Annotated in this window: 18 protein-coding genes; 7 read left to right on the top strand and 11 right to left on the bottom strand. The window is 37.1% G+C overall.

Going from position 1 to position 25,185, the window contains the following annotated elements:
• Positions 1-15: 15 nt before the first annotated feature.
• The 3 genes from BN358_RS01135 to proB all read right to left on the bottom strand — a co-directional run bounded on the left by BN358_RS01135 (position 16) and on the right by proB (position 3,755).
• Positions 16-1,203, bottom strand: coding sequence for a M20 family metallopeptidase (locus BN358_RS01135; RefSeq protein WP_019227479.1), 1,188 nt, complete (start codon positions 1,201-1,203; stop codon positions 16-18).
• Positions 1,204-1,703: 500 nt separating this feature from the next.
• Complete coding sequence (locus BN358_RS01130; RefSeq protein WP_019227478.1) at positions 1,704-2,948, bottom strand: glutamate-5-semialdehyde dehydrogenase; 1,245 nt, start codon at positions 2,946-2,948, stop codon at positions 1,704-1,706.
• The gene (gene proB / locus BN358_RS01125; RefSeq protein WP_019227477.1) at positions 2,949-3,755 is read right to left on the bottom strand and encodes a glutamate 5-kinase; all 807 of its coding nucleotides are present in this window, start codon (positions 3,753-3,755) and stop codon (positions 2,949-2,951) included.
• 420 nt (positions 3,756-4,175) lie between these two features.
• On the opposite strand from proB, the gene BN358_RS01120 reads away from it, so the two are divergent.
• Complete coding sequence (locus BN358_RS01120; protein WP_019227476.1) at positions 4,176-6,065, top strand: FAD-dependent oxidoreductase; 1,890 nt, start codon at positions 4,176-4,178, stop codon at positions 6,063-6,065.
• A 74-nt stretch (positions 6,066-6,139) separates the two neighbouring features.
• Here BN358_RS01120 and BN358_RS01115 read toward each other — a convergent pair whose 3' ends face one another.
• Positions 6,140-6,973, bottom strand: a complete 834-nt coding sequence (locus BN358_RS01115) for a MerR family transcriptional regulator (protein ID WP_019227475.1) — start codon at positions 6,971-6,973, stop codon at positions 6,140-6,142.
• Between the two features lie 222 nt (positions 6,974-7,195).
• On the opposite strand from BN358_RS01115, the gene hflK reads away from it, so the two are divergent.
• Positions 7,196-8,254: an FtsH protease activity modulator HflK gene (gene hflK, locus BN358_RS01110; protein WP_019227474.1), complete on the top strand. Its 1,059-nt coding sequence runs from the start codon at positions 7,196-7,198 to the stop codon at positions 8,252-8,254.
• On the top strand, positions 8,254-9,159 hold the full coding sequence (gene hflC, locus BN358_RS01105) for a protease modulator HflC (protein ID WP_019227473.1): 906 nt from the start codon (positions 8,254-8,256) through the stop codon (positions 9,157-9,159). Before hflK ends, hflC begins: the two co-directional genes overlap by 1 nt.
• Before the next feature lie 157 nt (positions 9,160-9,316).
• On the opposite strand, the gene BN358_RS01100 is transcribed toward hflC, so the two are convergent.
• From BN358_RS01100 to BN358_RS01085, 4 genes are all read right to left on the bottom strand, one after another.
• Positions 9,317-11,257 carry a flavocytochrome c gene (locus BN358_RS01100; RefSeq protein ID WP_019227472.1) on the bottom strand — a complete coding sequence of 647 codons (1,941 nt, stop codon included), beginning with the start codon at positions 11,255-11,257 and terminating at the stop codon, positions 9,317-9,319.
• A gap of 557 nt (positions 11,258-11,814) precedes the next feature.
• On the bottom strand, positions 11,815-12,336 hold the full coding sequence (locus BN358_RS01095) for a nitroreductase family protein (protein ID WP_019227471.1): 522 nt from the start codon (positions 12,334-12,336) through the stop codon (positions 11,815-11,817).
• A 38-nt stretch (positions 12,337-12,374) separates the two neighbouring features.
• Complete coding sequence (locus tag BN358_RS01090; RefSeq protein WP_019227470.1) at positions 12,375-12,638, bottom strand: hypothetical protein; 264 nt, start codon at positions 12,636-12,638, stop codon at positions 12,375-12,377.
• Positions 12,639-12,760: 122 nt separating this feature from the next.
• Positions 12,761-14,539 (bottom strand): flavocytochrome c, encoded by a 1,779-nt coding sequence (locus tag BN358_RS01085; RefSeq protein WP_019227469.1) that lies wholly within the window; start codon positions 14,537-14,539, stop codon positions 12,761-12,763.
• Positions 14,540-14,721: 182 nt separating this feature from the next.
• Here BN358_RS01085 and BN358_RS22145 point away from each other — a divergent pair, with 182 nt between their 5' ends.
• The gene (locus tag BN358_RS22145; RefSeq protein ID WP_019227468.1) at positions 14,722-16,449 is read left to right on the top strand and encodes a sensor histidine kinase; all 1,728 of its coding nucleotides are present in this window, start codon (positions 14,722-14,724) and stop codon (positions 16,447-16,449) included.
• Entirely contained in the window at positions 16,434-17,204 is a 771-nt protein-coding gene (locus BN358_RS01075; protein WP_019227467.1) for a response regulator, read from the top strand. Before BN358_RS22145 ends, BN358_RS01075 begins: the two co-directional genes overlap by 16 nt.
• A gap of 176 nt (positions 17,205-17,380) precedes the next feature.
• Here the strand turns inward: BN358_RS01075 and BN358_RS01070 are convergent, their stop codons facing one another.
• The 3 genes from BN358_RS01070 to BN358_RS01060 form a co-directional block, all read right to left on the bottom strand.
• Positions 17,381-18,187, bottom strand: a complete 807-nt coding sequence (locus BN358_RS01070; protein ID WP_019227466.1) for a class I SAM-dependent methyltransferase — start codon at positions 18,185-18,187, stop codon at positions 17,381-17,383.
• A gap of 239 nt (positions 18,188-18,426) precedes the next feature.
• On the bottom strand, positions 18,427-19,872 hold the full coding sequence (locus tag BN358_RS01065) for a serine hydrolase (protein WP_019227465.1): 1,446 nt from the start codon (positions 19,870-19,872) through the stop codon (positions 18,427-18,429).
• Positions 19,873-19,913: 41 nt separating this feature from the next.
• On the bottom strand, positions 19,914-21,899 hold the full coding sequence (locus tag BN358_RS01060) for a sigma 54-interacting transcriptional regulator (RefSeq protein ID WP_019227464.1): 1,986 nt from the start codon (positions 21,897-21,899) through the stop codon (positions 19,914-19,916).
• A gap of 214 nt (positions 21,900-22,113) precedes the next feature.
• Between BN358_RS01060 and BN358_RS01055 the strand changes: the two genes are divergently transcribed.
• A complete protein-coding gene (locus tag BN358_RS01055; RefSeq protein WP_019227463.1) occupies positions 22,114-23,499 on the top strand; it encodes an APC family permease in 1,386 nt (461 codons plus the stop codon).
• 40 nt (positions 23,500-23,539) lie between these two features.
• A complete protein-coding gene (locus tag BN358_RS01050) occupies positions 23,540-25,177 on the top strand; it encodes an amidohydrolase (RefSeq protein ID WP_019227462.1) in 1,638 nt (545 codons plus the stop codon).
• The last annotated feature ends 8 nt before the right edge of the window (positions 25,178-25,185 follow it).

Raw genomic sequence — 25,185 nt, 5'->3', positions numbered from 1 at the left:
AAATTACTCATTGCTTTAGTTATTACTAAGATAATCTATGGCACATTGGGCCATAACAGCTGAAGCCTTTGGAAGTATGTCTTCATCAATATTAAATCGAGGATTGTGAAGTGGGTTTGTCAAACCCTTTGAAGGATTATAAGTACCTATAACAAAGAATGATGCCGGAACCTTAAGCTGAAAATACGAAAAATCTTCGCCTCCCATAGTTGGATTGACCATCTTGACTACATTTTCACTTCCTAATATTTCTTTTCCTGCTTCTTCAATAAAGCCGTTAATTTCGTCATTGTTCACAACAGGCGGGTAATGGGGGTCATATATAAATTCATAAGTTGCACCATTAGCTTCGCATACGCCCTTAATAATATTTTCTACCATCTTAGGAACTTTTTCTCTTAACTCATAAGTTAAAGTCCTTATAGTACCTTCCATCTGCACTTTTTCAGGAATTATGTTGTGTGTAGTTCCACCTTCTATCCTGGAAATTGTTACAACCGCAGATTCAACCGGACTAATCCTCCTGCTAACGATAGTTTGCAATGCCATTTGAACCTGACATGCTGTTGTGATAGGATCTATGCAGCTGTCTGGCACTCCGCCATGTCCACCTTTACCATAAATATTAATCAGTATACGATCAGGTGAAGCCATCATTGAGCCATACTTGACTCCTATCTTGCCTGATTCTAAGGCAGGCCACACATGAGCTCCTATTGCTGCATCAACATGAGGATTTTCCAGAGCTCCATCTTGTATCATTCGTTCTGCTCCGCCGTCATTTTCTTCATCAGGCTGGAATAAAAATTTTACATTTCCATGAAGTTCATCTTTATACTGCGATAGTATCATTGCTGCTCCAAGCAGCCAAGTAGTATGAGAATCATGTCCACAGGCGTGCATCAAGCCCGGAGTTTGAGACTTGTATTCAACATCATTAAGTTCTTCCATTGCAAGGCAATCCATATCTGCTCTCATAAGTATTGTTTTTCCGGGATATTTGCCTGTTAATGTACCTACTACTCCTGTTTCTGCCACATTTGTTCTAACTTCAAGTCCTAATTCCCTCAACTTATTTGCCACAAGCTCAGATGTTCTCTTTTCTTGTCGGCCAGCTTCAGGATGAGCGTGAATATCCCTCCTTATCCTAATGAGTTCATCCTTAATTTTTTCCGCACTCCTAAGTATATTTTCCTTATTCAAAAAACCACCTCCATTCCCAAATTTCACTAAATTGATAAAAGTATAGCACACAAATTAAGTACATTCAATAAATAATTTAAATTTTATACATTTTTTTCTTATGAAAACAATCTTCTTATCAGTAATTATATATAATAAAAAACCAATATATGATTTATTTTTATTCTATTTGAGTTTCCTGGCATTAAAATTTGTTTTTAATTTTATATATCTTATGTTTACAAATCACAAAATATGAACATCATATTTTTCTTTCAGTTACTATGACTTTTCCCAATGATACATAGGTTTTATAGCCACTTTATTTTGTAAGTTATTCCAAGTTTATCCATAGAAGGCGCCATTGACAACCCTTAATAAAATTATACTAAATTTGCATATATTCTTATAAATAAGTCTTTACAATACGGACATATGTATAAAAACAGAACGGTATAAAAATACCGTTCTGTTTTTATAATTTCATATATAGTTATTGCTCTAACATCATACTTATTCTGCTATCTGATTTGTCCGTTTCCATAAATTATATACTTTGAAGTCGTAAGTTCCTTAAGACCCATGGGACCTCTGGCATGCATTTTTTGAGTGCTTATTCCTATTTCTGCTCCAAATCCAAATTCAAATCCGTCTGTGAACCTTGTTGACGCATTGACGTAGACACAAGCAGCATCCACCTGGTTTAAAAATCTCTGTGAATTTGTGTAGCTTTCAGTCACGATTGTCTCAGAATGTCCCGTTCCGTACTTGTTGATGTGTTTGATTGCTTCATCTATGCTTTCAACTACCTTAACTGAAATAATGAGGTCAAGAAATTCTGTCCCATAATCTTCCTCTATTGCAGGAATTACATCGCTGCATATCTTCACTGTTTCTTCACAACCTCTTACCTGAACATTTTTTTCCTTCAGCCTTTTAACTGCTTCAGCCATGAATTTATCCTTGATGTTTTTATGAACAAGAAGGCTTTCACATGCATTGCACACGGAAGTTCTGGATGTCTTTGCATTTATGAGGATGCTGTACGCCATTTCAATTTCTGCAAATTCATCTACATACACGTGGCAATTTCCTGTTCCCGTCTCTATGACAGGAACCGTAGAGTTTTCGAGAGTTGTCTTAATCAGTCCTGCTCCGCCCCTTGGTATGAGCACGTCAAGATAATCGTTGAGTTTCATGAACTGTGAAGCTGTTTCCCTTGAAATGTCTTCTACAAGCTCTATGGCCCCTTCATGTATTCCTGCCTGTGCAAGAGACATTTTCATGATTTTCACCAGTTCCTTGTTTGAATTGATGGCATCACCTGAGCCTCTTAACATGACTGCATTTGATGATTTAAGGCAAAGAGATGCAGCATCAACTGTAACATTAGGTCTTGATTCGTAAATTATTCCTATTACACCTAAAGGAACTCTCTTTTGTCCTATGAGAAGACCATTTGGTCTTTTTTTCATGGAAATTATTTCACCAACAGGATCCTCAAGTTCAGCAATCTGCCTTACACCTTCAGCAATTGATGTTATTCTTTCCTCATTGAGCATGAGCCTGTCAACCATCTGAGAACCCATTCCCTTGTCCATGTAATTTTTAATATCCAGTTTGTTTTTTTCAATTATATCAGCCGAATGGAGCACGAGGTTTTCTGCTATTTTTTTCAATGCATCATTTTTCAGCTGAGTTGAGATGTTCATGAGCTCGTAAGAAGCCTCTTTTGCATTTTTTCCCTTTGTTATAAGTTCTGACATTTACTTACCTTCCTTCTTTAGAAATAATGTTCCCACAGCCTTTCCGTCAAGCACATCATATATCAGTTCAGGACTTTTGCCGTTTACTATTGCCATGTCAATGCCGCTTGCAACAGCTATCTTTGCTGCAGCAATCTTTGTTGCCATTCCGCCTGTTCCTACCAAACTTTGCGAACCCCCTGCGACGCTTTCAATTTCTTCAGTAATTTCTCTTACAATTGGGATTAATTTTGCATCAGGATTGTTTTGAGGATTGCTGTCATACAATCCATCAATGTCACTTAATATAATGAGCAAATCTGCACACACAATCTTTGCCGTAACAGCCGACAATGTGTCATTGTCACCGTATACAAGTTCTTCGATTGCCACGCTGTCATTTTCATTTACAATAGGAATAACATTGTATGTGAACAACGTTTCAAACGTATTGGTTACATTCTCCTTAAGCATTGGATTCTCAGTTATATCCCTTGTTAAAAGAAGCTGAGAAACTGTCTGGTTGTATTGTGAAAAAACTTTATCGTAAGCAAACATGAGTTCACATTGTCCCACAGAGGCTGCTGCCTGTTTTTCCTTTGTTGTCTTTGGCCTTTCCTTTAAGCCCAGTTTTGATACTCCGGCTGCCACCGCTGCAGATGTTACAAGAACTACATCTGCACCTTCATTCTTAATGTCACTCAAAACCATTGCAATCTTGTCCATCATTCTGAGATTTAACTTGCCTGTGTCATGAGTGAGTGTTGAGCTTCCCACTTTCACAACTATTCTTTTGTGTCTTTTATCTGAAATGTTATTAATTTTCATCGTCTTCCTCGTCTTATATAATCTTATGTTACATTTTAACAACTTTCCTGAGAATTGCAATGTTTTTTTAAAACAGTTCCAAAGCCTCCATTACTTTACGACAATTCAACTGCATTTTTTGGACTTAGAGTTAAAAATAAGCGCTGTTTTTTGACGTTAAGCAATCAATTTTATGCTATTATGCACTATATTTTTTACGCATAAAACTTCAAGTGTTACCCTTAAGTTTTGTGCATTATTTAACATTGTGATTCAAATTTTTTATCTTATTCTGATAAACTTACTCTTTTCGTAAAAATAATCTTTATCTTACCAAAGAAAAACGCTTTAATTTGATAATTTTTTAACTTGACTTGAGGGTTAGCCTCTCATTTATGATTAAAAAGCATAAAATTATTAGTTAAACAATGGAGGAAAGAAATGAAAAATGGTTTTAAAAAATTGATTTCTGTTACCCTTGCTGTTGCATTGGCTGCAGGATCATTGGCAGGCTGTTCAAGTCAGACTTCAGCACCGGAAACTGCCGTTAGCAGCAGTTCCTTGAAAGCAGGTACATACACCGGAACAGGGAAAGGAAAAAATGGGGATGTTAAAGTTGAAGTAACATTTGATGATACTTCCATTACAGAAGCAAAAGTTCTTGAGCATTCAGAAACTGCAGGTATATTTGAAACACCGGTTGAAAAAATACCTCAGCAAATCGTAGAAAACCAAAGTGTTATGGCAGACATTGTTTCAGGAGCTACATATACAAGCAATGCAATAATTGAAGCTGTTAAGGACTGCATCACTCAGGCAGGAGGCAATGTTGAAGATTTCTCAAAAGAAATCCCAAAAGCAGCCAAAGAGGAAGAAGTATATGAAACTCAGCTTGCAATAGTAGGAGCAGGCGGTGCAGGACTCATGGCAGCACTTTATGCCAGTGAGCAGGACATTGATGTCATCGTGCTTGAAAAGGCAGCAACAATTGGAAGCAGCAATGCTGCAGTGGCAGGCGGCCCTTCAACAAGCTCTAACAGGGTGCAGGAAGCCGAAGGTGAAGGAGTTTCAGCCGATGAGCTTTACAATTACATGTACAACTATTCACAAGGAACAGTAAACTCACTGCTGCTTAGAAAAACAATCGAAGCAGGCGGACCGATGATAAACAAACTTCTTGACATGGGATTGGAAGCAATTCTTCGTCCGGACAACTACGGTGTTGGATTCCGTGCCAGATTAAAACTTCCTGTAAAAGGTGAAGACCGATTCAAGATGGTTCAGAACTTTGTTGAAGGAAAAGGCGGACAATTTCTGTTTGAAACTACTGGCGAACACGTAATAACAGATGGACAGGGCAAAGTTATTGGTGTTTCCGGAACAAAGGCAGATGGTACACCTGTAAAGGTAAATGCCGATGCTGTACTTCTGGCTACAGGCGGATATCTTGGAAACAATGAAATGCTTGCAGAACATTTCGGCAACGTTGGAATAATACCTCTTGGCAATACTCTCAGTACAGGAGATGGAATATCCATGGCCATGGAAGCAGGCGGAGTTCTTGAGAAAAATTCATTTTCTTTAATATTCAATGAGTTTGCCGGTGAAAACGAAAAGAGCGAAGGATGGCAGAAAAACGACAACCTTAAATATGCAATTTACGGCGGACTATTGGTAAACAATGAAGGAACACGTTTCATGAATGAAGAAATCATGGCTACAAAACCATTGGCAGGAGGAGAAGAAATTCTGCGCCAGGGATATTTCTACAGCATCATAGACGAAGAATATTTCAATGCAATGAGCGAAGTTGGCATCTGGGATTATCTTGGTCAACCTGAAGACTGGTATGTAGGAAAAATGACTCAGGAAGGTAAGGTTCTTAAAGCAGCAGGAGAAAGATTCGACACTGCAGTCAAAGAAGGATGGGCTTACAAGGCTGATACCATAGAAGAACTGGCACAGTATTTCGGACTTGAAAATCTTCCTGAAACTGTTGATGAATATAACGCCATGTGCGAATCAGGAGTTGACAGCACATTTGGCAAAAGCAATTATTTCATGACTGCAGTTGACGAAGGACCATATTATGTATTCCAGTATCAGTCAAGTGCATGGGGCACATTGGGCGGTGTGAAGGTTGATGATAAGCTTCGTGTAATAAATGCTGACTTTGAACCTATACAGGGATTGTATGCAGCAGGTGTTGATGCAGGAAGCTTGTTCACAACTCCATACTACGGCAATGAAGGTGCAGCTCTTGGCTTGTCATTGTCATCAGGAAGCGTGGCAGGAACAGAAATAGCAAATTACATCAAAGGTTTAAAATAAACATAAACCGATTATTGGCAACGTTGAAAGTTACTTTATCATCAACAAAAATCCGCTTATTATGCGGATTTTTATTATACAACGGGAATATAAAAGGCATAGTAATGCAGACCTTCTTCATCTCCCCTGGCACGATGAATGACCTTGCAGTATCCTGTAGAAGTTCGGGGAACAAGACCGCACTGCTTCATAACAGCAATGGGTTTATCAAGATAAGGAACAGCAGGTGGAACATGATTACCACAGTATCCATCCGGTGTTCTTGCTTCAAAGAAATACAAGAAACATCTGCCTCGCTCAACTCTTACCGCAGGTTTATCTGTATCCAGCTTCAACATATCAGCAACATCTTTTTCTGCCATAAATCCATACAGATATTCATAATCCATGAAGGAGGCATCTTCCCCAAGAGGTATTTCTAAAGTCTTGCTTGTCAAAGGCTGTTCATCAATCCACTTCTGAACTCTTATGCTGTCATTCTCATTGAGAAAAAATGAATTTTGTTTTGTATGTGGAAAAAAATAATATTCTTCCTGTTCAATAATGTACCATTGGTTGTCAATAAACCGACCTGAAGGAAAACAATTCAAAACATTATTCATATATTTAATTCGTTCATTTTGTTTAAATGTTTCTTCTGACAGTTCAACTATTTTCTGTTTGAACAATTCCAAAGAAGTATCCAGGGAATAGTCCCAAATAAAACTTTTTACTTCCTTTACAGTAAACCCCAGGTTTCGGAATCTTTTAGCATCTGCTACCTTGCCTGCATCTGCAAATGAGAAATAACGATACTTGCTTTCTGCATCTCTTTCACATTGAATTACATTGTTCTTTTCATAATATTTGATATATTCATGGGATACGCCCATTTCCTTAGCCAGTTCCCCAATTCTGTATTTCTTCATATTACACCATTTGATTTCTAAGAATCTTCACCTTTGATTTTATATTGAATTTTATCACATCCCTTTTTAAAGTTCAATTTTTAAAACGGCTGAATAGATAATAATTCCTTGGATATATATGATATTTATGATATAATTCAAATACCAATACTTTGTAAATAAACTACGTCAGGATTGACTACGTTATAATTGCATTATTGGGAAATCGTTTAAGGGGGAACTATGGATTATAGAGAATTGCTTTTTAAATTGCAAGGCTTTTTACAAAAGCAAAAAGAAAAGGGATTTGAAAATCCCGAATTTAAAGAAAAAAAACCAAGACGCAAATTCCATGGTAAGACTCTGTTGGTCTTGCCGCTGGTAATTGTTGCTGTATATGCAATACTGTCATGCCAGTACACTGTTGAAGAAACAGAACAAGCTGTTGTTACAACTCTAGGTAAGGTAACAAGCGTCGAAAGTGCAGGGCTGCACTTCAAGCTGCCATATCCGATACAGGGAGTAACAAAGGTTGAAGTAAACAGAACTCAAAAATTGCAAATTGGTTATAAAAGCGGCAGCGAGAGTCAGGGCTATTCAGATAATACCTCGGTACCAGACGAAGCAAAAATGATTACCGGAGATTTCAACATTGTAAACATTGACTTCTTCATTGAATGGAAAATTTCTGATCCAGTTAAGTTTTTGTACAATTCCGACGAACCTTCACAAACTCTGAAGATGATTTCACAGTCATCAGCAAGAAGCATAATAGGTTCCAAGAATGTAGACGGAGTCCTTACTACAGAAAAATCAATAATTCAGGCAGAAATCAAAGAAAAGATAGTGAACAAGCTTGGAAATTATGATTTGGGAGTACAGGTGCTGGACGTAAAGATCCAGGACAGCCAGCCTCCAACATCAGAAGTTATAGCTGCATTTAAAGACGTTGAAACAGCAAAACAGGAAAAAGAAACAAGAATCAATGAAGCCCTGGCATATAAGAACAAGACACTGCCTGCAGCAGAAAGCCGTGCCGACAAGCTTATACGTGATGCGGAAGCATACAAGGAATCGAGAATCAATGCAGCAAAGGGAGATGTGGCAAAATTCAATGCCATGTACACCGAATATGCCAAAAATAAAAACATAACCAAGACAAGAATGTATCTGGAAACAATCGAAGAAATATTGCCGGGAGTTACAGTATATGTTGATTCCACTGAAGGCGGAGTTGAAAAAATGCTTCCATTGAAAAGCTTCACTACAGATACAGAAACAACCACAGGAGGTGCAAACTAATGCAGGAAACTAACGAACCTAAAAAGAAAAACTCATTTGGCGCCATCCTCAAATTATTCATTTTAATTTTAGTATTGGTTGCAGTTACTAACACTGCATACATTGTCCGTGAAAATGAATATGCATATGTTACAAGATTTTCAAAATTCGTAAAAATTCAGGATACAGCAGGAATTCACTTCAAGGTTCCAATGCTTGACAAGGTGGAAACAATTCCACGCTACAGAATGATGTACGACATACCTCCTTCAGAAGTTCTCACAGGAGACAAAAAGACATTGGTTGTTGACAATTTTGCAGTGTGGAGAATTGATGACCCTCCTAAATTCATGAAGACAGTAAGTAGAATCTCTGAAATGGAAAACCGTATAGATGCAGTTGTTTACAGTGCAGTTAAAAATACACTGGGAACAATGAATCAGGCTGATATTATAAACTCAGACAAAGGAAGCATCGATTACGTCAACGTGAAAATCACAGAAATAGTAAACGCACAGCTTAAAAATTACGGTGTTTCAACAATTGCCGTTGAAATAAAAAGACTTGACCTTCCTTCAGACAACGAATCTGCAGTATACAACAGAATGGTTTCTGAAAGAACACAAATGGCTGAAAGCTACAGGGCAGATGGAAATCTGGAAGCCAGCAAAGTTGTCAATGAAACAGACAAAGAAGTTGGAATACTTCTGTCAAAGGCAGAAGCAACAGCAGAAGAGCTCAAGGGTGAAGGCGAAGGTGAATACATGAAAATCATAGCAGATGCATACTCAACAGAAGACAGAGCAAGCTATTATGAATTCATACGAAGTCTTGAAGCTTTGAAAGCAACCATGAAGGGCGACAAAACAATATTCCTTCCGGCAGACAGCTACATCGTAAGAGTGCTGAACGGTTCATTGGAATAAGTAAATAATCATCAAATAAAAGCGGCAATTTATGACTACCATAAACTGCCGCTTTAAATTTCATACAATATTTTGAAATAAACGTTTAAAAAACAGAGCCTTGGAAATTGATTTATTCCAAGGTTCTGCCTTCTTATTTTAACATTTTAAACTAATATTACTTAACAAAATCAGGAACATTTCCTGTCACTGCAACTTCACCTGCAATGTATCCATGAACCATGGCATCCGGAATAGCATTAGAGCCAAGTCTGTTTGTTCCGTGTACACCTCCGGTAACTTCTCCTGCAGCATAAAGACCAGGTATTACCTTGCCCCATATATCCTGTACTTCTGTTCTTTCAGTTATTGTAAGTCCTCCCATTGTATGGTGAACTGAAGGCCACTGAGGAATTGCATAGTATGGACCTTTATCTGTTTTCAGCATTACGCCTTTGTCTATAACTTTTCCAAAGTCAGGGTCCTTGCCTGCATCAATATATCCGTTGTGAGTATCAATAGTAGCTTTTAATGTTTCGCCGCTCATGTTGATTGATTGTTCCTTGTATTGATGAGCATTTATTATTTCAGCAAGTTCTTCCAAAGTATCTGCTTTGAATATACGTTCTGCTTCCATTCCGCTTTGAAGCTGTGATTCTGTAATGAAGCCTGCCTTGTCAACTATATCCTGTCCGAAAATTGAGAATGTTGGGAATCCGCCGCTTTCCTGCGCTGCTCTTGAGCATACGTCACGTCTTTCACCTTCGTTTACATATCTCTTTCCATTTACATCAACATAAACAATTCCTGAACTTGGACCACTGAAAGGAATTACAGCATATGCATCCAAAACTCCGTTGTTTGGATTAGCAAATGGATAAAGTTGAATGTAAGACATTTGTGTAGTGTTTGCTCCAACTTCCTGTGCCATTATTATACCTTCGCCTGTTGCTCCTACATGGTTTGTAGTAGGCAGATCAGCAGTGAGGGCAGGCACGTGTTTTGAACGCATTTCAACGTTTCCACTGAATCCTCCTGTTGTAAGGATAACACCTTTTTCTGCCTTAACATTTTTAACGCCGTCTTTTGTTTCAATTTTTATACCTATTACTCTTTGTTCACCTGTTGTCTCTCTGTATATCTGAGTCATCTTGGTGTTCAGCATAACTTCAGTTGAAGTTTTTTCAAGCATTTTCTTTTGAACAGCAACAATGTCTGCTCCTATGCCGTTAATTGTAGTATATGTACGATAACCGTAGTGTCCGCCTGGTCTGGTAATGGATTCACGCACCTGAAGCCCGTTGTCTAACAGCATGTTCAGCATAACAGGTGAGCCATAAACAAAATTTTTAACCAATTTTATGTCACCCATGTAGTCTCCGCCCTTAATGGTATCCTCTATATGTTTTTCTGCTGTATCTGGTTGAAGACCAAGCTTAGTGTAGAGCTCATCTGCTATCTTACTTGTATAAGAAGCATAAACACCGCCGTTTATTTGTGAGTTTCCGCCTAATACCGGCATTTTATCTATAAGAAGTGTGCTTGCCCCTTGAGTGGATGCATTGTAAGCAGCTGATAATCCTGCAAATCCTCCGCCTATAACAACTATGTCATAAGTCATATCCCATGTAGACGGTAAATCCTTTGTTCCCATAGGTGGTCTTGCATCATTTGCTGTCTCTGCTGCAGCTTCTGCAATATCAAATTCAGCAACAACTCCGCCTGCCATTTCAATTGCTTTAGTAGCTGCTTCAATTATGGCGCTGCTTGTTCTGGTAGCTCCGGTAACAACATCAATACCAATGCTTTGCTTTTCTACAATTTTAGCCGGTATTTCTTTTAATGCTGCATCAGAAACTCCCTGAGTTTCGCTTTGTGATACAACTTCAACTGCTTCAATAGCCTTTTCGCTTAATGTTACTTTCACTTTCATCGGATGCATACCAGTAACATCAACAACATACTCTCCTGCTTTCATAGGAGTGATGTTCACTTCCTGTTTCGGTTCCTCTTTTTGCTCTGGTGTCGTAGTATCGGTTGTTTTTGGTGCGCAAGCTGTCATGGAAAACATCATGCACAAAACAAGAATTAATGATACAAACTTAATTGCCTTTTTCATTTACCCTTCCTCCAATTTATTTTATTGTTGAATTCTATTGAAGCCTTCCGAACCAATGCACAATATAAATTTATAAACTACGTTCAAAGACATCAGAATCTTCAATAAATTCTTATATAGTAATGGCCTATATTTCACTTAGCCAAAACTGCCACATATGTACAACTTGTAATATCGACTAAATATTAACACTTATAAGTATAATTGTCAATCGTTTAACAATAAAAAGAATAATATATTTTTACTATTTATGCATTTTATAATTCATTTTGCTAAAATTAAACGCTCTAAAACAGGACATTCTTCACCGAACCGGCTCATATTTATGCGTTGTCTTCATTGTTATGTTAGGTCGTTCAATAAATTTTAATAAAATAAAAATTCCGATTCGACAATATTCGATATTTTTTTAACCATTATATGTATTATGTTAATTTATTAAAATGGTATATTTGCTTTCAAATAAGTATGAGTTATTCATTATCTAAATAAAAAGAGACCGAAGCATAAATCAATCTCAGCTACGGTCCTTTTATCAATTTTAATTAATCATTAAATTACTTCACAAAGAAAACTCGGTTGTCATTTCTTGCCGGAGGTGCAGGCAGTTCGCAGTCAGGATATCCCAGAGTCAGTGCACCAACTCCCATGAATTCTCCTTCAACTCCCCATTCCTTTAGAAGAGATACTCCTTCTTCACTTTCAAACATCTGTTTTTCCCTGTGTACCCAGCATGCTCCCAGTCCCAGTGAATATGCTGCATTGTACATGTTGCCCAGAGCAAGGCTTCCGTCTTCCACAGGTGTTCGTTTATTTTTGTCGCCTAGTACCAGAACGATTGTAGGAGCACCGTAATATGTATCTATATCTTTTCCGAAAAATTCGGCATTCATCTTTGTAAGTTTTTTAATCACATCTTTGTTCTGAACAACAATTAATACAGCAGACTGTTGGTTTGCTCCGCTTGGTGCATATAATCCTGCTTCTAAAACAGCATTCAGCTCTTCATCGGTTATTTGTTCCTGTTTGTACTTTCTTATGGTTCTTCTTTTAATCATTGAGTTAATAGTTTCATTCATAATTTTACCTCATAGTTTTTTTATATTTTTAATCATTATCAATGTTTTATACCAAGCTCCGCGTCCCATACAATTCCAAGTCCTGCAGCACCTAACTCGCGTGATACAATAGGGAAGTCTCCCTTCAATGGAAATCTAAGCATTCTCATGGCCAGAGCAGCAAAACTGTCCGGACACGAAATGAATGCATCTGCATAATTACGAAGAATCAGCCATCCCAAAGTGCTTGGTACCCCACAGGCAAACCCTTCACTTTGAATTATCTGCAATATAACATGATTAAGATTTACTGTAGCAAGCATGTCAATTATTACTTAAGACTCTGTCCTACTATTTAATTATATACAAATGCGTACAAAAAGCTATCCCCCAATAAAAAAATGCCCAAGACAAGTTAGTCTAAAGCATTTTTTATTGTTAATATTTACTTAGATGCATTTTGTCCGGCAATTCTTCCGAATACTGTTATGTCTGCAAGAGCATTGCTCCCTAATCTGTTTGCTCCTTGTATTCCTCCTGTTACTTCACCTGCTGCATAAAGTCCTTCAATTACATTTCCTTCAGTATCCAACACCTGTGCTTTTGAATTGATTTCTATTCCTCCCATAGTGTGGTGAACAGCCGGTGCAGCTTTGCATATATAGAAAGGTCCTACTTCCACAGTAGAAGGCAAGCTTCTTTTATTAAATTCAGGATCTTTTCCGTCAGCCACATAGCCGTTATATCTGTCAACGGTAGACTGCAATTCTTCTGCATCTATTTCGAAGAAATCTGCTGCTTCTTTTATTGTGTCAGCCTTTACAAGAAGATTATTTTTATAGAGATACTCAAGTTCCGGTCCATGATTTTCCTGAAGCTTGCTGGCTTCAAATCCTTTTTGATCAAGCAGTTCATAGCACACATGACCAGTTTGGGCCTTGATTGCCATTGACATCACATCACGTCTGCCCAACTCTTCAACAAACCTCTTGCCTTCCTTATTTACTATAATAGTATGACCGTACAATCTTGCATCATCATAGTAAAGAAGTGTTCCAGTCAAAGGATCGCAGATTGGATATGTCTGAATATATTCCATTCCTAAAAGTGAAGCACCCATTTCTTCAGCCATTACAATTCCGTCACCTGTACTTCCTACAGAATTAGTAGAAAGAATAGTTTTATCTATTTCAGGATTATATTTTACTCTCATTTCAATATTAGATCCAAACCCTCCTGAAGCAATTATTACAGCCTTATTTGTGGTAAATGTATAATTTGCATCTTTTCCTTCAGCTTCAACTCCGATTACCTTGCCTCCATTGTCTGTAATCAAAGAAACAGCCTTTGTATTTAAAAGTATTGGAATATTCAATTCCTTTGCCTTAGCTAATTGCTTTGTGATTATTTCTTTTCCGCTTGCTCCTGACGGAATCAAGCTTCTTTTAACAGAATGGCCTCCAAAGAACATTAATTCTTCTTCCCATACAACTCCTACTTCATCTCTTAGCCACTCAGCCCCTGCAAGAGCATTTTCTGCCATGGTCCTTACTAGTTCTTCCTTAGCCTTGTAGTCTCCGCCTTTTAGTGTATCCTGCATATGTTGTTCAACACTATCCTCTATACCTTCTTTCTTTTGAAGCCAGTTGTTTGCAGCTGCATATTCAGCACCTGAAATTAAAGTATTTCCTCCAGCAAGAGGCATCTTTTCAAGAACTATTACATCTGCTCCAGCATTTTTGGCTTCTATGGCTGCAGTAAGTCCGGCTCCTCCTGCACCTATAATAACTATATCATGAGTTTCTTCAATTGATTTTTTATCGCTTGCATCCGAAGCTACATCAATTTTTTTAAGCATGTCAGGAGTTGCTCCTGCTGCAGTAAGCGCAGCATTCACTGCCTCAAGAAATCCCTTTGAAGTCAGCGTGCAGCCTGAAACTCCGTCTACATCAACACTGTTCTTTAATATAATGCTTTCAGTCAAAGTATCCATTGCAGAATTGAACCCAGGTGTTTCATTGTTGCTAAGTACCTTAATATCAGTTATTGTGTCATCAACTATAGTTGTTTCAATTTTTATTTCTCCGCCTTTGCCGTATCCTATTCCTTCATACACGCCGTCTTCTATGGATGATCCTTTTGCATCTGCCTGTTCACTCTTGCTGCAGCCAGCAAGGGTCGCAACCATCATAACTGTCAATAAAAATGCTAAAATCCTTTTCAATTTTTACTCCTCCGTTTTGTTAAATATTTATTTATTTGTGTTATTAGTTTAACATTTTGAATTCATAAAGTATTTACACTAATATGCTTATTTTTACACTTTAATTCAGATGTTGAAATATCCGGACAATACTGTATAATGATATATAGTCCAATATTAATAGAAATACAAGGTGAATTATTATGTCATTACGTTTAAAAATTATCATATCATTTGTGCTATGTATTGCTTTTGCTATTTCTCCTATCCTAATAATTTTGGAAACAACTGTTAAAACTTCAAATATGGAACAGGCAGAATATCAGACTTTACAGCTTATAAATTCAAAATCAAATGAAATAGGCTCCTGGCTTAACCAGCGAATAAGCGAAATCAGAATAATTCACGAGCATGCTTCCACTAAAAATCTTGATCTTGTTACATTAAAGCCTTATTTGACAAATTTAAATAAAGTCCTGAGCAATCAATATGGAAATTTCAATGAGACTTTCGCAATAGGAGCTGTTGATGGATATGGATGGGTAAATGATAATATTACTATAGACATATCAGGGCGTGATTATTTTGAAAAGGTAATGTCATCCCAAAAAGAATACATAATTTCAAAACCTATAATTTCAAAGTCAGACAGTACACCAGCTTTCATAATATGTTATCCTATAGTTAATTATAATGGTGATAAAGTTGGATTCATTAACGGCGCAGTAAACTTGGATAAAATTTCCGAAATAGCTGCCGGCATTGAAGTTTATGATGGATTTTCGTGGATAATGAATGAAGATATGGATATATACTCTATTTCAAAAGATGAACTTACAAGCAAGTATATTGAATCAGAAGGATTATCTGAAATAGTAAGTAGTTCGAAGGCAGCAAATTTCGGAACAGTTGCCTTAAAAGATAAATCAGGCAATGATTCAACCGTATTTTACTCTTCAATTCCTTACACGGAAGATTTAATGCTCTGCACCATGATCAAAAATACAAACATTTTTGCCCAGACCAACGGTATTATAAACATGATATTTAAGGTTGGAATAGTTTTGTTGTTATCTGCAGTTCTATTTGCAATTATGGTATCTGGAACCATTGTAAAACCCCTGCAAAAATTAAAAATCCAAATGGTTGAAGTATCTAGCGGAAACCTTGATTCATTTTTCAATTACAGCGGCAGCGATGAAATATCTGTCTTAGGAACAGTATTCAACCAAATGTTGATGGATATCAAAAAATTAATTAAACAGGTTTACGATGTACAAGCCCAAAAAAGAAATGCTGAACTTAGGGTGTTGCAGTCCCAAATAAATCCTCACTTTTTATATAATACTCTTGACACCATACAGTGGAAAGCTTTAGATTACAATGCCTATGATGTTGCAGACATGATTAATTCACTTTCAAATTTTTTCAGATTGTCACTAAGCTGCGGAAAAGAATTCGTTACAATTTATGATGAAACTGAGCATGTGCGCAATTACCTGGAAATACAGAAGATGCGCTACAAGGACAAAGTCAATTACAATATTAATTTAACAAAACAAATTTCGCAAAACCTAATACCTAAAATGATAATTCAACCGCTTGTAGAAAATTCTATCTACCATGGGCTAAAGCTTAAAAAACAAAAAGGAACTATCAATATTGACATATTTCAAGATAATGATCAGGTAAAAATTGAGGTGGAAGATAGCGGGTTGGGAATGAATATTGAGAAACTTACGGAAATCAGAATCAACCTTATGAATTCCATTGAATCAGAACATTACGGGCTTTATAACATCAATGAACGCTTAAAGCTCACATTCGGAGACAAATATAGCATCTCTATTGATAGTAAATATGGAATTGGAACAAAAGTATCAATTAAAATACCAAAGATAAGTGAGGGATTTCAGTGTTCAGAGCTGTAATAGCAGATGATGAGGAAACAATTCGCAATGGATTAAAAAAATTAATAGAATCTTACGACCTAAATTTGTCAGTCGTAGGAACAGCACAAGATGGAGAAGAAGCATTTCAATTAATAAAAGATTACCAGCCTGAACTGATTATTATAGATATAAACATGCCATTCATGAACGGGCTTGAAGTAATAGAGAAATCAAGAATAATAGATTCAAACGCTAAGATAATCATTATTTCTGGATATGATCAGTTTGAGTATGCACAAAAGGCGCTGGAACATGGTGTTTTCAGCTATCTGCTCAAACCGATACAATACCGCAATTTTAAAAATATCATTATTAAAGCTTTAGATTCATACCGAGAAAGAATGTGGGAACTAAATAAACTGGGTGAAAGCAATACAATTGAATTAAGCAGCAAGTGTATCGGCAATCAAGCAATTGTTTATATTAAAGAAAATTATTCCAAAAATGACCTTACTTTGAATCTTATTGCTGAACAGCTGCACACAAGCCAATCAAACCTGACAAGGATAATTAAGCACAAAACAGGAGAAAACTTTACAGATTATCTGAATAAACTCCGTATTGACATGGCTATTAAATTATTGCTTGACAAGGACAAAGACTTCACTATAAATGACATAGCCAATATCGTTGGATACAGCAGCCAGCATTATTTCAGCAGGGCATTTAAAAATTATATGGGTGTTTCACCAATTCAATATAAAAACAAGAGCAATAAGTTTTACCACGAATAATCCCCTCTATGGTAATAGGACAGAGATGTGCATTGAGCAGGAGATACGGCAATGTTTGATTCTATGAGTGAGCCTTATATTTGTTATCATCGGGAGGACACGAGGTCCTCCCCTACAACAAGCTGAGCCCTATAATATAGTAGGTCGCAAGTTTATTGTATACTTGAAGAATATTCTTAGCTTCGAAGTTCAAAAATAAATATTCTCTGCGCTTCCCTTGCTGACTTGAAAAATTTTGTAATATTAAACATTAACCTGTAGTAGCTGTTCAGGAACTTCACCCTGTAATCGTCATTGAGATACTTTGTATCGATGTGAGTGATACCTGAAGCATATTTTTCAATTTCATGAGGACCGTCTGAGCCCCACTGAATTTTAGCTTCCGTCTTACCCAGAGAAGGCTGGTATTTTGAATATTTGACTGTTGTTTTTGAAAACGCGTCAAAAATAATTTCAGCATTTGTAAATTTGTTTTTAAGTTGGATGAGAAGTTCTTCAACTTCATCTTCGTTTAAGTACATCAAAAGACCTTCAGCAATGACAAGGACAGGTTCATCTTCATAATCAATCTTGTCAATCCAGCTGTAATCAGTTACGGATGAGCCAATCATCCTGTAGTTGATTGTTTCCTTGTAAAATTGTTTCTTGATCTTGATAACTTCCGGAAAATCAAGATCATACCATCTCTTTGCTTTTCTTTTAACCCTCAATACTCTTGAGTCCAGGCCGCATCCCAAATGCAAGACAATGCATCCGGGATTTTCGTCTATGAATCCTTTTGTAAAATCGTCAATAATTGCTGCCCTGAGGCTCATAAACACCTGAATTTTTTTCGCAACCTTAAGCTTCTTGAAATCATAATCTATGCTGTCGATGATTTCTTCTGCCTTTTTGTCGGAGATAATTTTTTTCTCCTTGCTCATGCGAGCCTTGCCGTACAAAGGTATGAAAAGAGTTTCGCTTCCATTGCTTAAACTAATCATTATAACATCTCCTGTTACACAATTTTTATAATTGTTTATTTGATCGTGCAATATTTAACAATAACTCTTGTATTGTTGCTCCTACTTTCTATTATATACTTATTTTCAGATATAGCCATACCTTATACACAGCCTTATGTTACATTTATTTAATAAATACCATTATTATAAGCTATACTCAAACCATTGACAAACCCTAACGCTGTCATCCTGAACGATAGTGAAGGATCTCATGTTCGTTAGAGTTTTGTGAAAATTATGTCCGGAACCATCTCTTCAAAACGAACAGCAACAGATTTTACAACTCCGTTTTCTGTTTGAAAACTTACAGGCAACGAAATTGTGTATATGTCTTCCAATACTCCATCTGCTCTGAACACATCCTTGTGATAATGCTCTAAGCATATATTCATGTCTCTGTAGCGCATGTAAATATGATCATTTTCATAAATGATTTTAACAGTGCCATAGCCATTGTCATTGTATGTACCTTCATAATTTTTCAAAGGAAGTGTTGGCTGAGTACCAGTAACTTGTTCTTCTGTGAAATAATTCAGTTCGCAGTCGTGATAATCTTCTTCTTTTGGCAGTTCTTCACCATGGAACTTCTCTGTCCAGTTTTCATGTTCTTCTCCCAGTATTTCATCAAGAATTGTGTACAACGAGCTGTACATAAACGGCACGGTTGGTGAATGCAAATTTGTAAGAATTACCACACCTGCTTTATCATCAGGAAGAAATGATTGTATGGAGCTAAAACCTTCTATTTTTCCCGTGTGCTTGAAAAAATCATGACCTTTGTAATACCCTCTTCTCCATCCCATTGAATAATCGCTGCACTCATAAAATCCTTCTCCACGGCCTATGGAGTCTTCCATTGAGCACAAGACAGTGTGCATCTCTTTGAATGTTCCGGATTTAATCAAATCAGCGCCGTCTTCTTTTTTGCCTCCATTTATGTGCATCATGAGCCATCTCGCCATGTCATTGGCAGTGGAATTAACTGAAGCGGCAGGGCCTGCCAGATCCACATTCCACAAATCAAGAGCACAGCTTTTCATGTTTCTCACACGGTATGGCAAAGAATAATCCAAATCCTTTTTCATCTCTTCAACCGAGCAATTTGTGCGTTCCATGCCCAGAGGACTGAAAATATATTCCTTCATCAAATCATCCCACGCCTCTCCTGTTGCACATTCGGCAACATAGCCTGCCAATGCATACATTACGTTGCTGTAAATGGCTTCTTTTCTATAGTCCGTGCATGGATTTATGTATCTTAATCTTACTGCCAGATCATCCCTGTTTGTGTCTCCAGGCCACAAGGCATCATGAGTTCCAAAACCCGTCATGTGAGAAAGCATATCTCTCAGCGTCATGTTCCTTGCTGCAGGATCCTTCATCACAAGATTAGGCGCATAAGTTGTCACCGGTTCATCATAATTTAATACACCTTTGTCCACAAGAATTGAAATAAGTGCAGATGTCATGGACTTAGAACAGGATGCTATTCCAAACATTGTATCAGCCGTTACAGGCAGATTTTCTTCTGCATTTCTCATACCCAATCCAATTGACTGCATCAATTTCCCATCTTTAATTACTGCAATTGAAACTCCGGGTATCTTCCAATAATTCATTTCCCTTTCAATGGTCTTGATTGTTTTTTCAGATAAATTTCCCATAATTCCTCCCTCAATTATTATCAGCTTAATTAAAGCAATTTTCATGCCATGTTTAGAAAATTCATGCCTTTTTCTGTTATTCTGTTGCCTGATCTTCCCTTTCTTATTTCAATGAATCCATTTTGGCTCAGCGATTCCAATATCACCCTTGTCCTGGCATCACTTATTCTGATTCCTCTTTCCTTCAAATAATATATTATGCCTGTCCTGCCTATTCCATGAAAATCGTCCGTGTTTTTACTGATGATTTTCAATATTTCAATTTCATCTGATTTGGCTTCCTTTGGAGCAATTTTTGTCACAATTTGTGTAATTCCCTTCGGAAACTCCTCCAGAGTCATGAAATAATTTGCTGCACTTTCAAGCTCCCTCACATTGCCCGGCCAACTATATTCCATTATTGATGTTTTTTCTTCGTTAGTTACCTTTGAATAATTTGAACCCAGAAAATATTTAAGAAGTAAAAAAATATCTTCTTTTCGTTCCCTGAGAGGAGGAATTTTTATCGGAATAACGTTGAGCCTGTAAAATAAATCGCTCCTGAAGTTGCCCTTGTGCACTTCTTCCTCCAGATTTTTGTTTGTAGCAACTATTATTCTTACATCAATGTTGATTACACGGTCACTTCCTATTCGCATTATCTGCTTTTCCTGAATAACTCTCAAAAGCTGGCTTTGTACATTTGGAGAAATGTCTCCGATTTCATCCAGGAACAATGTTCCCGTGTTTGCCTGTTCAAACAATCCTATTTTTCCATTCTTGCTTGCACCGGTAAACGAACCACCCTCATAGCCAAACAGCTGACTTTCCAGAAGAGACTCCGGCAGTGAAGCACAGTTGATTGCAACAAATGGCATTTCCTTTCTGTCCGAAAAATTATGTATGGACTGAGCCATGAGCTCCTTGCCCGTTCCACTTTCACCTTGTATGAGTATGGTGAAATTTGTGAGGGCTGCCTTTTTCGAAAGACTTATGCAGTGCATCATGGCATCTGATTTGTGAATAATTTTTTCAAATGAATATTTTGCAAAAAGGCCTTTTTTCACCAGGTTATTCTTCAGATTTATTTCCAGGTCCCTTATGTCTTTTTCATGCCTGAATATGAAATTGTATCCTATGGCATGATCCATAAGCATTACAGGAGATTTTTCAACAGCATAATTTTCTTCATTAATCTTTATAAGCTTGCTTTTAAAATCTGCACAGCATATGAGCCCCAAAATTTCTCCACCAATAAAATTATCAATGCCCTTGTCAGTATAATCGTCATATACATTGAAAATACGGTTGAGTTTTTCATTGGAATAAACCAGGTTGTAGCTGCTGTCCGTCAGCAATATTCCTTCATAGGAATTAAATATCATTTTATCCAACATTTCACCCTTTAGATAACTGTTCAGGTAGTTGCTTTTAAAAACAGCGTTAGGCTCCACAATGTCGTTCATGTTTTTTATGATGTTACGATTTACAGACTTATGGCCCAGCCTCAGTTTCTGCATAATTCTGATTGTGGTGTCATATCCTATTTCCCTGTATCCAATGTTAATAACCTTTTCGATATGAGGCGGAATCAGGTTCATCTCATCAGGAGTGATGGCAATTTTAATATCATTGTAAAAATTGTTAACATCCAGCCTTTTTTCATAGGGTATAAAATTGATGTTGCTAATGCCCAGCTCATAAAATGTGTTTGTGGTCTGAATGGTGCTTTCATATGAATCGTTCACAACCAGGATGTCTGTGTTGTCTGCAACTTTTCTTATCTCATTGACAAACTTTTTATTTATTCCCCTTGTCATTACAACAACTTTGTCAAAGTCAGTAATGTGTTTTTTCAAAATATAAATCATGTGTTCATACAAAACCAGGTATATGTCACCTTCTATCATTTCATGCTCACCAAGCTCTGTTAAAAACACATTTTCAACCTGTACATAATTTTCAAAAATAGATTCCACACATTTTTTAAGATATTCAATAACATTCCAATTTTCTCTGTTGTTATATATCATCAATATGGTCTTCATAGTACCTCCAAAACATTTACCCTATTATAACACAAATAAGATATTAATAGGATTATTTTCTATTTTTATCCTATTATTTTGTTGTCACGAGGATAATTCACTCCCAAACCCCAGTCATATTGTAGTAATATAATAGAATTATACTTGGCACAGTAATTGCTTGATTGTTATTTGAGTAACAAGCACTATTAAATCAATTATAAAGGAGAAGAGTATGAGTAAAAATGAAGCTACAAAGATGATGGAATCCACAAAATCCGAATTCAAACAAGAAATCGGCGTATTCGGCGGCGTGAGCATCATCGGTGGAATCATGATTGGTTCCGGAATTTTCTATTTAGGTTCTTACGTATTGATGAGAACAGGCATGAGCATGGGTCTTGCCATATTGTGCTGGATCGTGGGAGGTATTGTATCACTGCTTGGAGGACTATGTTTCGCGGAACTTGGTGCTTCAAGACCTGTTGCTGGAGGTATGGTTGTTTATTTGAATGAAGCTTATCACCCAATAGTGGGATTTTTGTTTGGTTTTGTAAGCTGGCTTATAAGTGGAGCAGGTTCTATTGCAGCAATTGCTGTTGCACTGCCTACGGCCCTTAGAAGTTTCTTTGAACTAAGCGACATGACAGTAAAGTTAATAGCAGTTGTCTTGATTGTGGCACTTACAGTTTATAATTACATGGGAGTTAAAAAAGCTTCAATACTTCAGAATGTTTCCATGGTTGCTAAACTTATTCCTATAGCAATCATCATGTTCGGAGCATTAATATTTGGAAAACAAACTCCTGATTTAAGTCTGGTTCCTGCTGACGGCAGCGCGGTTAGTTTCACAAGCATCTTAGGAATGATTGCTTTTGCCACTGTTGCAACATTGTGGGCATATGAAGGATGGACTAATTTAAACACAGTAGCTGAAGAAATGAAGAACCCTAAGAAAAACCTTCCTCTTTCATTAATTATTGCAATCGGCGGCATCCTTGTACTTTATACATTGTTCAACTACTCAGTTTACAAAGTGTTGCCTCATAATGAAATTGTTGCCATGATAAATGCAGACAACTATTATCTGGGTACGGAAGTTGCCAAGAGAATATTCGGCAACGTGGGCGGTACAATTGTTCTTGTGGGTATGATTATATCAATGTTTGGTTCATTGAACGGAATGATTCTTACATTCCCCAGAACTTATTATGCAATGGCAAAAGAAGGCCACTTCTTCAAAAGCTTTGGGAATTTACATCCTAAATACAAAGTTCCTTCCACTGCAATCATTGCACAATGTATAATTTCAGTTATACTGGTATTGAGCAGAAACCTTGACCAGCTTACAAGCATGGTTGTATTCACAGGAATGCTGTTCAACGTACTTGTTGTAGGCGCAGTCTTGGTATACAGAAAGAAATATCCTGATCTTGAAAGACCTTATAAAATCTGGGGATATCCTGTTACTGTATTCATAACAATTTTAATATTCGCAGGTCTTATGATAAACACATTCATCGAAGACCCTGTAACAGCCCTTATAGGTTTCATAGTTCCAGCAATTGGCTGTGTTGTTTACTACTATTTTGACAGAAAGCTAAAAAAAGAAAGAATATAATCATAAAAATTTCATAAAAGGCGTGTATGGAGGCAAAGAATTGATAACTTTATTTAAAAACGGAAACATCCATACAGTAGATGCTTCAAATCCCAACGCAGAAGCATTTGTTGTACAGGATGACAAGTTTACATATGTGGGAACCCTGGATGGCGCAAGAAATTATTTAAATGAAAATGGACGTGCTCATATGGAAATTGACATGGCAGGACGCTTGGTACTGCCAGGACTCAACGATTCCCACATGCATTTTGTGCATTATGCCAAAAGTCTGAGGAGCATCAATCTCACAGGAACTAAAAGCATCCGCGAAGTAAGAGAACGCATTGCAGAAAGAATGAAGGATGAAAAACTTAACGGCAGCACCTGGGTTGAAGGCGAAGGCTGGAATCACGATTATTTCACTGATGAAAAAAGATTTCCAAACAAATTTGATCTGGATGACATAACAGGCGAAGTTCCTGTACTTGTAATGAGAGCTTGCTTTCATATAGGAGTGCTAAATTCTGCAGGGCTTAAATTAATGGGAATAACGAAAGAAACTGCAGCTAAGTATGGAAAACTTGTGGAGCTTCTGCCTGACGGAGAACCAAACGGCGTAATTAAGGAAAGTTTGCTGGATAATGTGAAGTCCATGATTTCCACATTGGATATGCAGATATTAAAAGAAGTGCTGGTTAAAGCTCAATACGAAGCATTTGCACAAGGTCTCACATCAGTGCAGAGCGATGACATAGGATATATGCCAAACAGCAATTACGACATGTTGTTCACTGCTTTGAAGGAATTGGACGAATCCGGGGATTTGAACATCCGTATAAGCGAACAGTGCTTGTTGATGGATAAGACTATTGCAGAAGATTTTTTTAAGAAAAATTATCATTACGGTTACGGCAATGACAAATATCGTGTTGCATGCTTAAAAATTTTAAGTGACGGTTCTTTGGGTGCCAGGACTGCAGCTCTTCGAAATCATTATAATGACGATGAAAGCACAAAAGGGATTGAAATGTTCAGTCAGGAAGATTTGAATGAATTAGTTCTTCTTTCGCATAAACAAAATTGTCCTGTAGCAATTCACGCCATAGGAGACAGGGCAATAGAAATGGCTCTTGATTCCATAGAAAATGCAAAGAAACTAGATCCTTCGAACAACCCACGTCACGGCATAGTTCACTGCCAGATAACAGATCATAATTTGCTTGATCGTTTCAAGGAGCTGGACGTACTTGCATTCATTCAGCCAATATTCATAGACTATGACATGAATATAGTTGCTGACAGAGTGGGAAAAGAGCTGGCCAATACATCATATGCCTGGAAGACCATGGTTGACAAGGGAATTCACGCATCATTCGGCACAGACTGCCCTGTTGAATCATTTGACACAATGCCTAATATTTACACTGCAGTTGCAAGAAAAAACATTAACGGCCAAGAGAAAAAGATTTATCTGCCAGAAGAAAAATTGTCCATAAATGAAGCAATAAAAGCGTACACCATCGAAGGAGCATATGCTTCCGGGGAAGAAAACATAAAGGGCACAATAACATCAGGAAAGCTTGCAGATTTTATAATGCTCGACAGAGATTTGTTCAATTTGAAATCTGAAGAAGAAATTCTTGACACTCGTGTTGTTGAAACATATGTAGGGGGCAAAAAAGTTTACAGCTTATAAAAAGGGTG

Origin of the sequence: Sedimentibacter sp. B4 (assembly GCF_000309315.1) — a bacterium.
GTDB classification, from domain to species: domain Bacteria; phylum Bacillota; class Clostridia; order Tissierellales; family Sedimentibacteraceae; genus Sedimentibacter; species Sedimentibacter saalensis.
The sequence above is the reverse complement of the archived record's forward strand: the minus strand, read 5'-3'. Positions and strand labels throughout refer to the sequence as shown.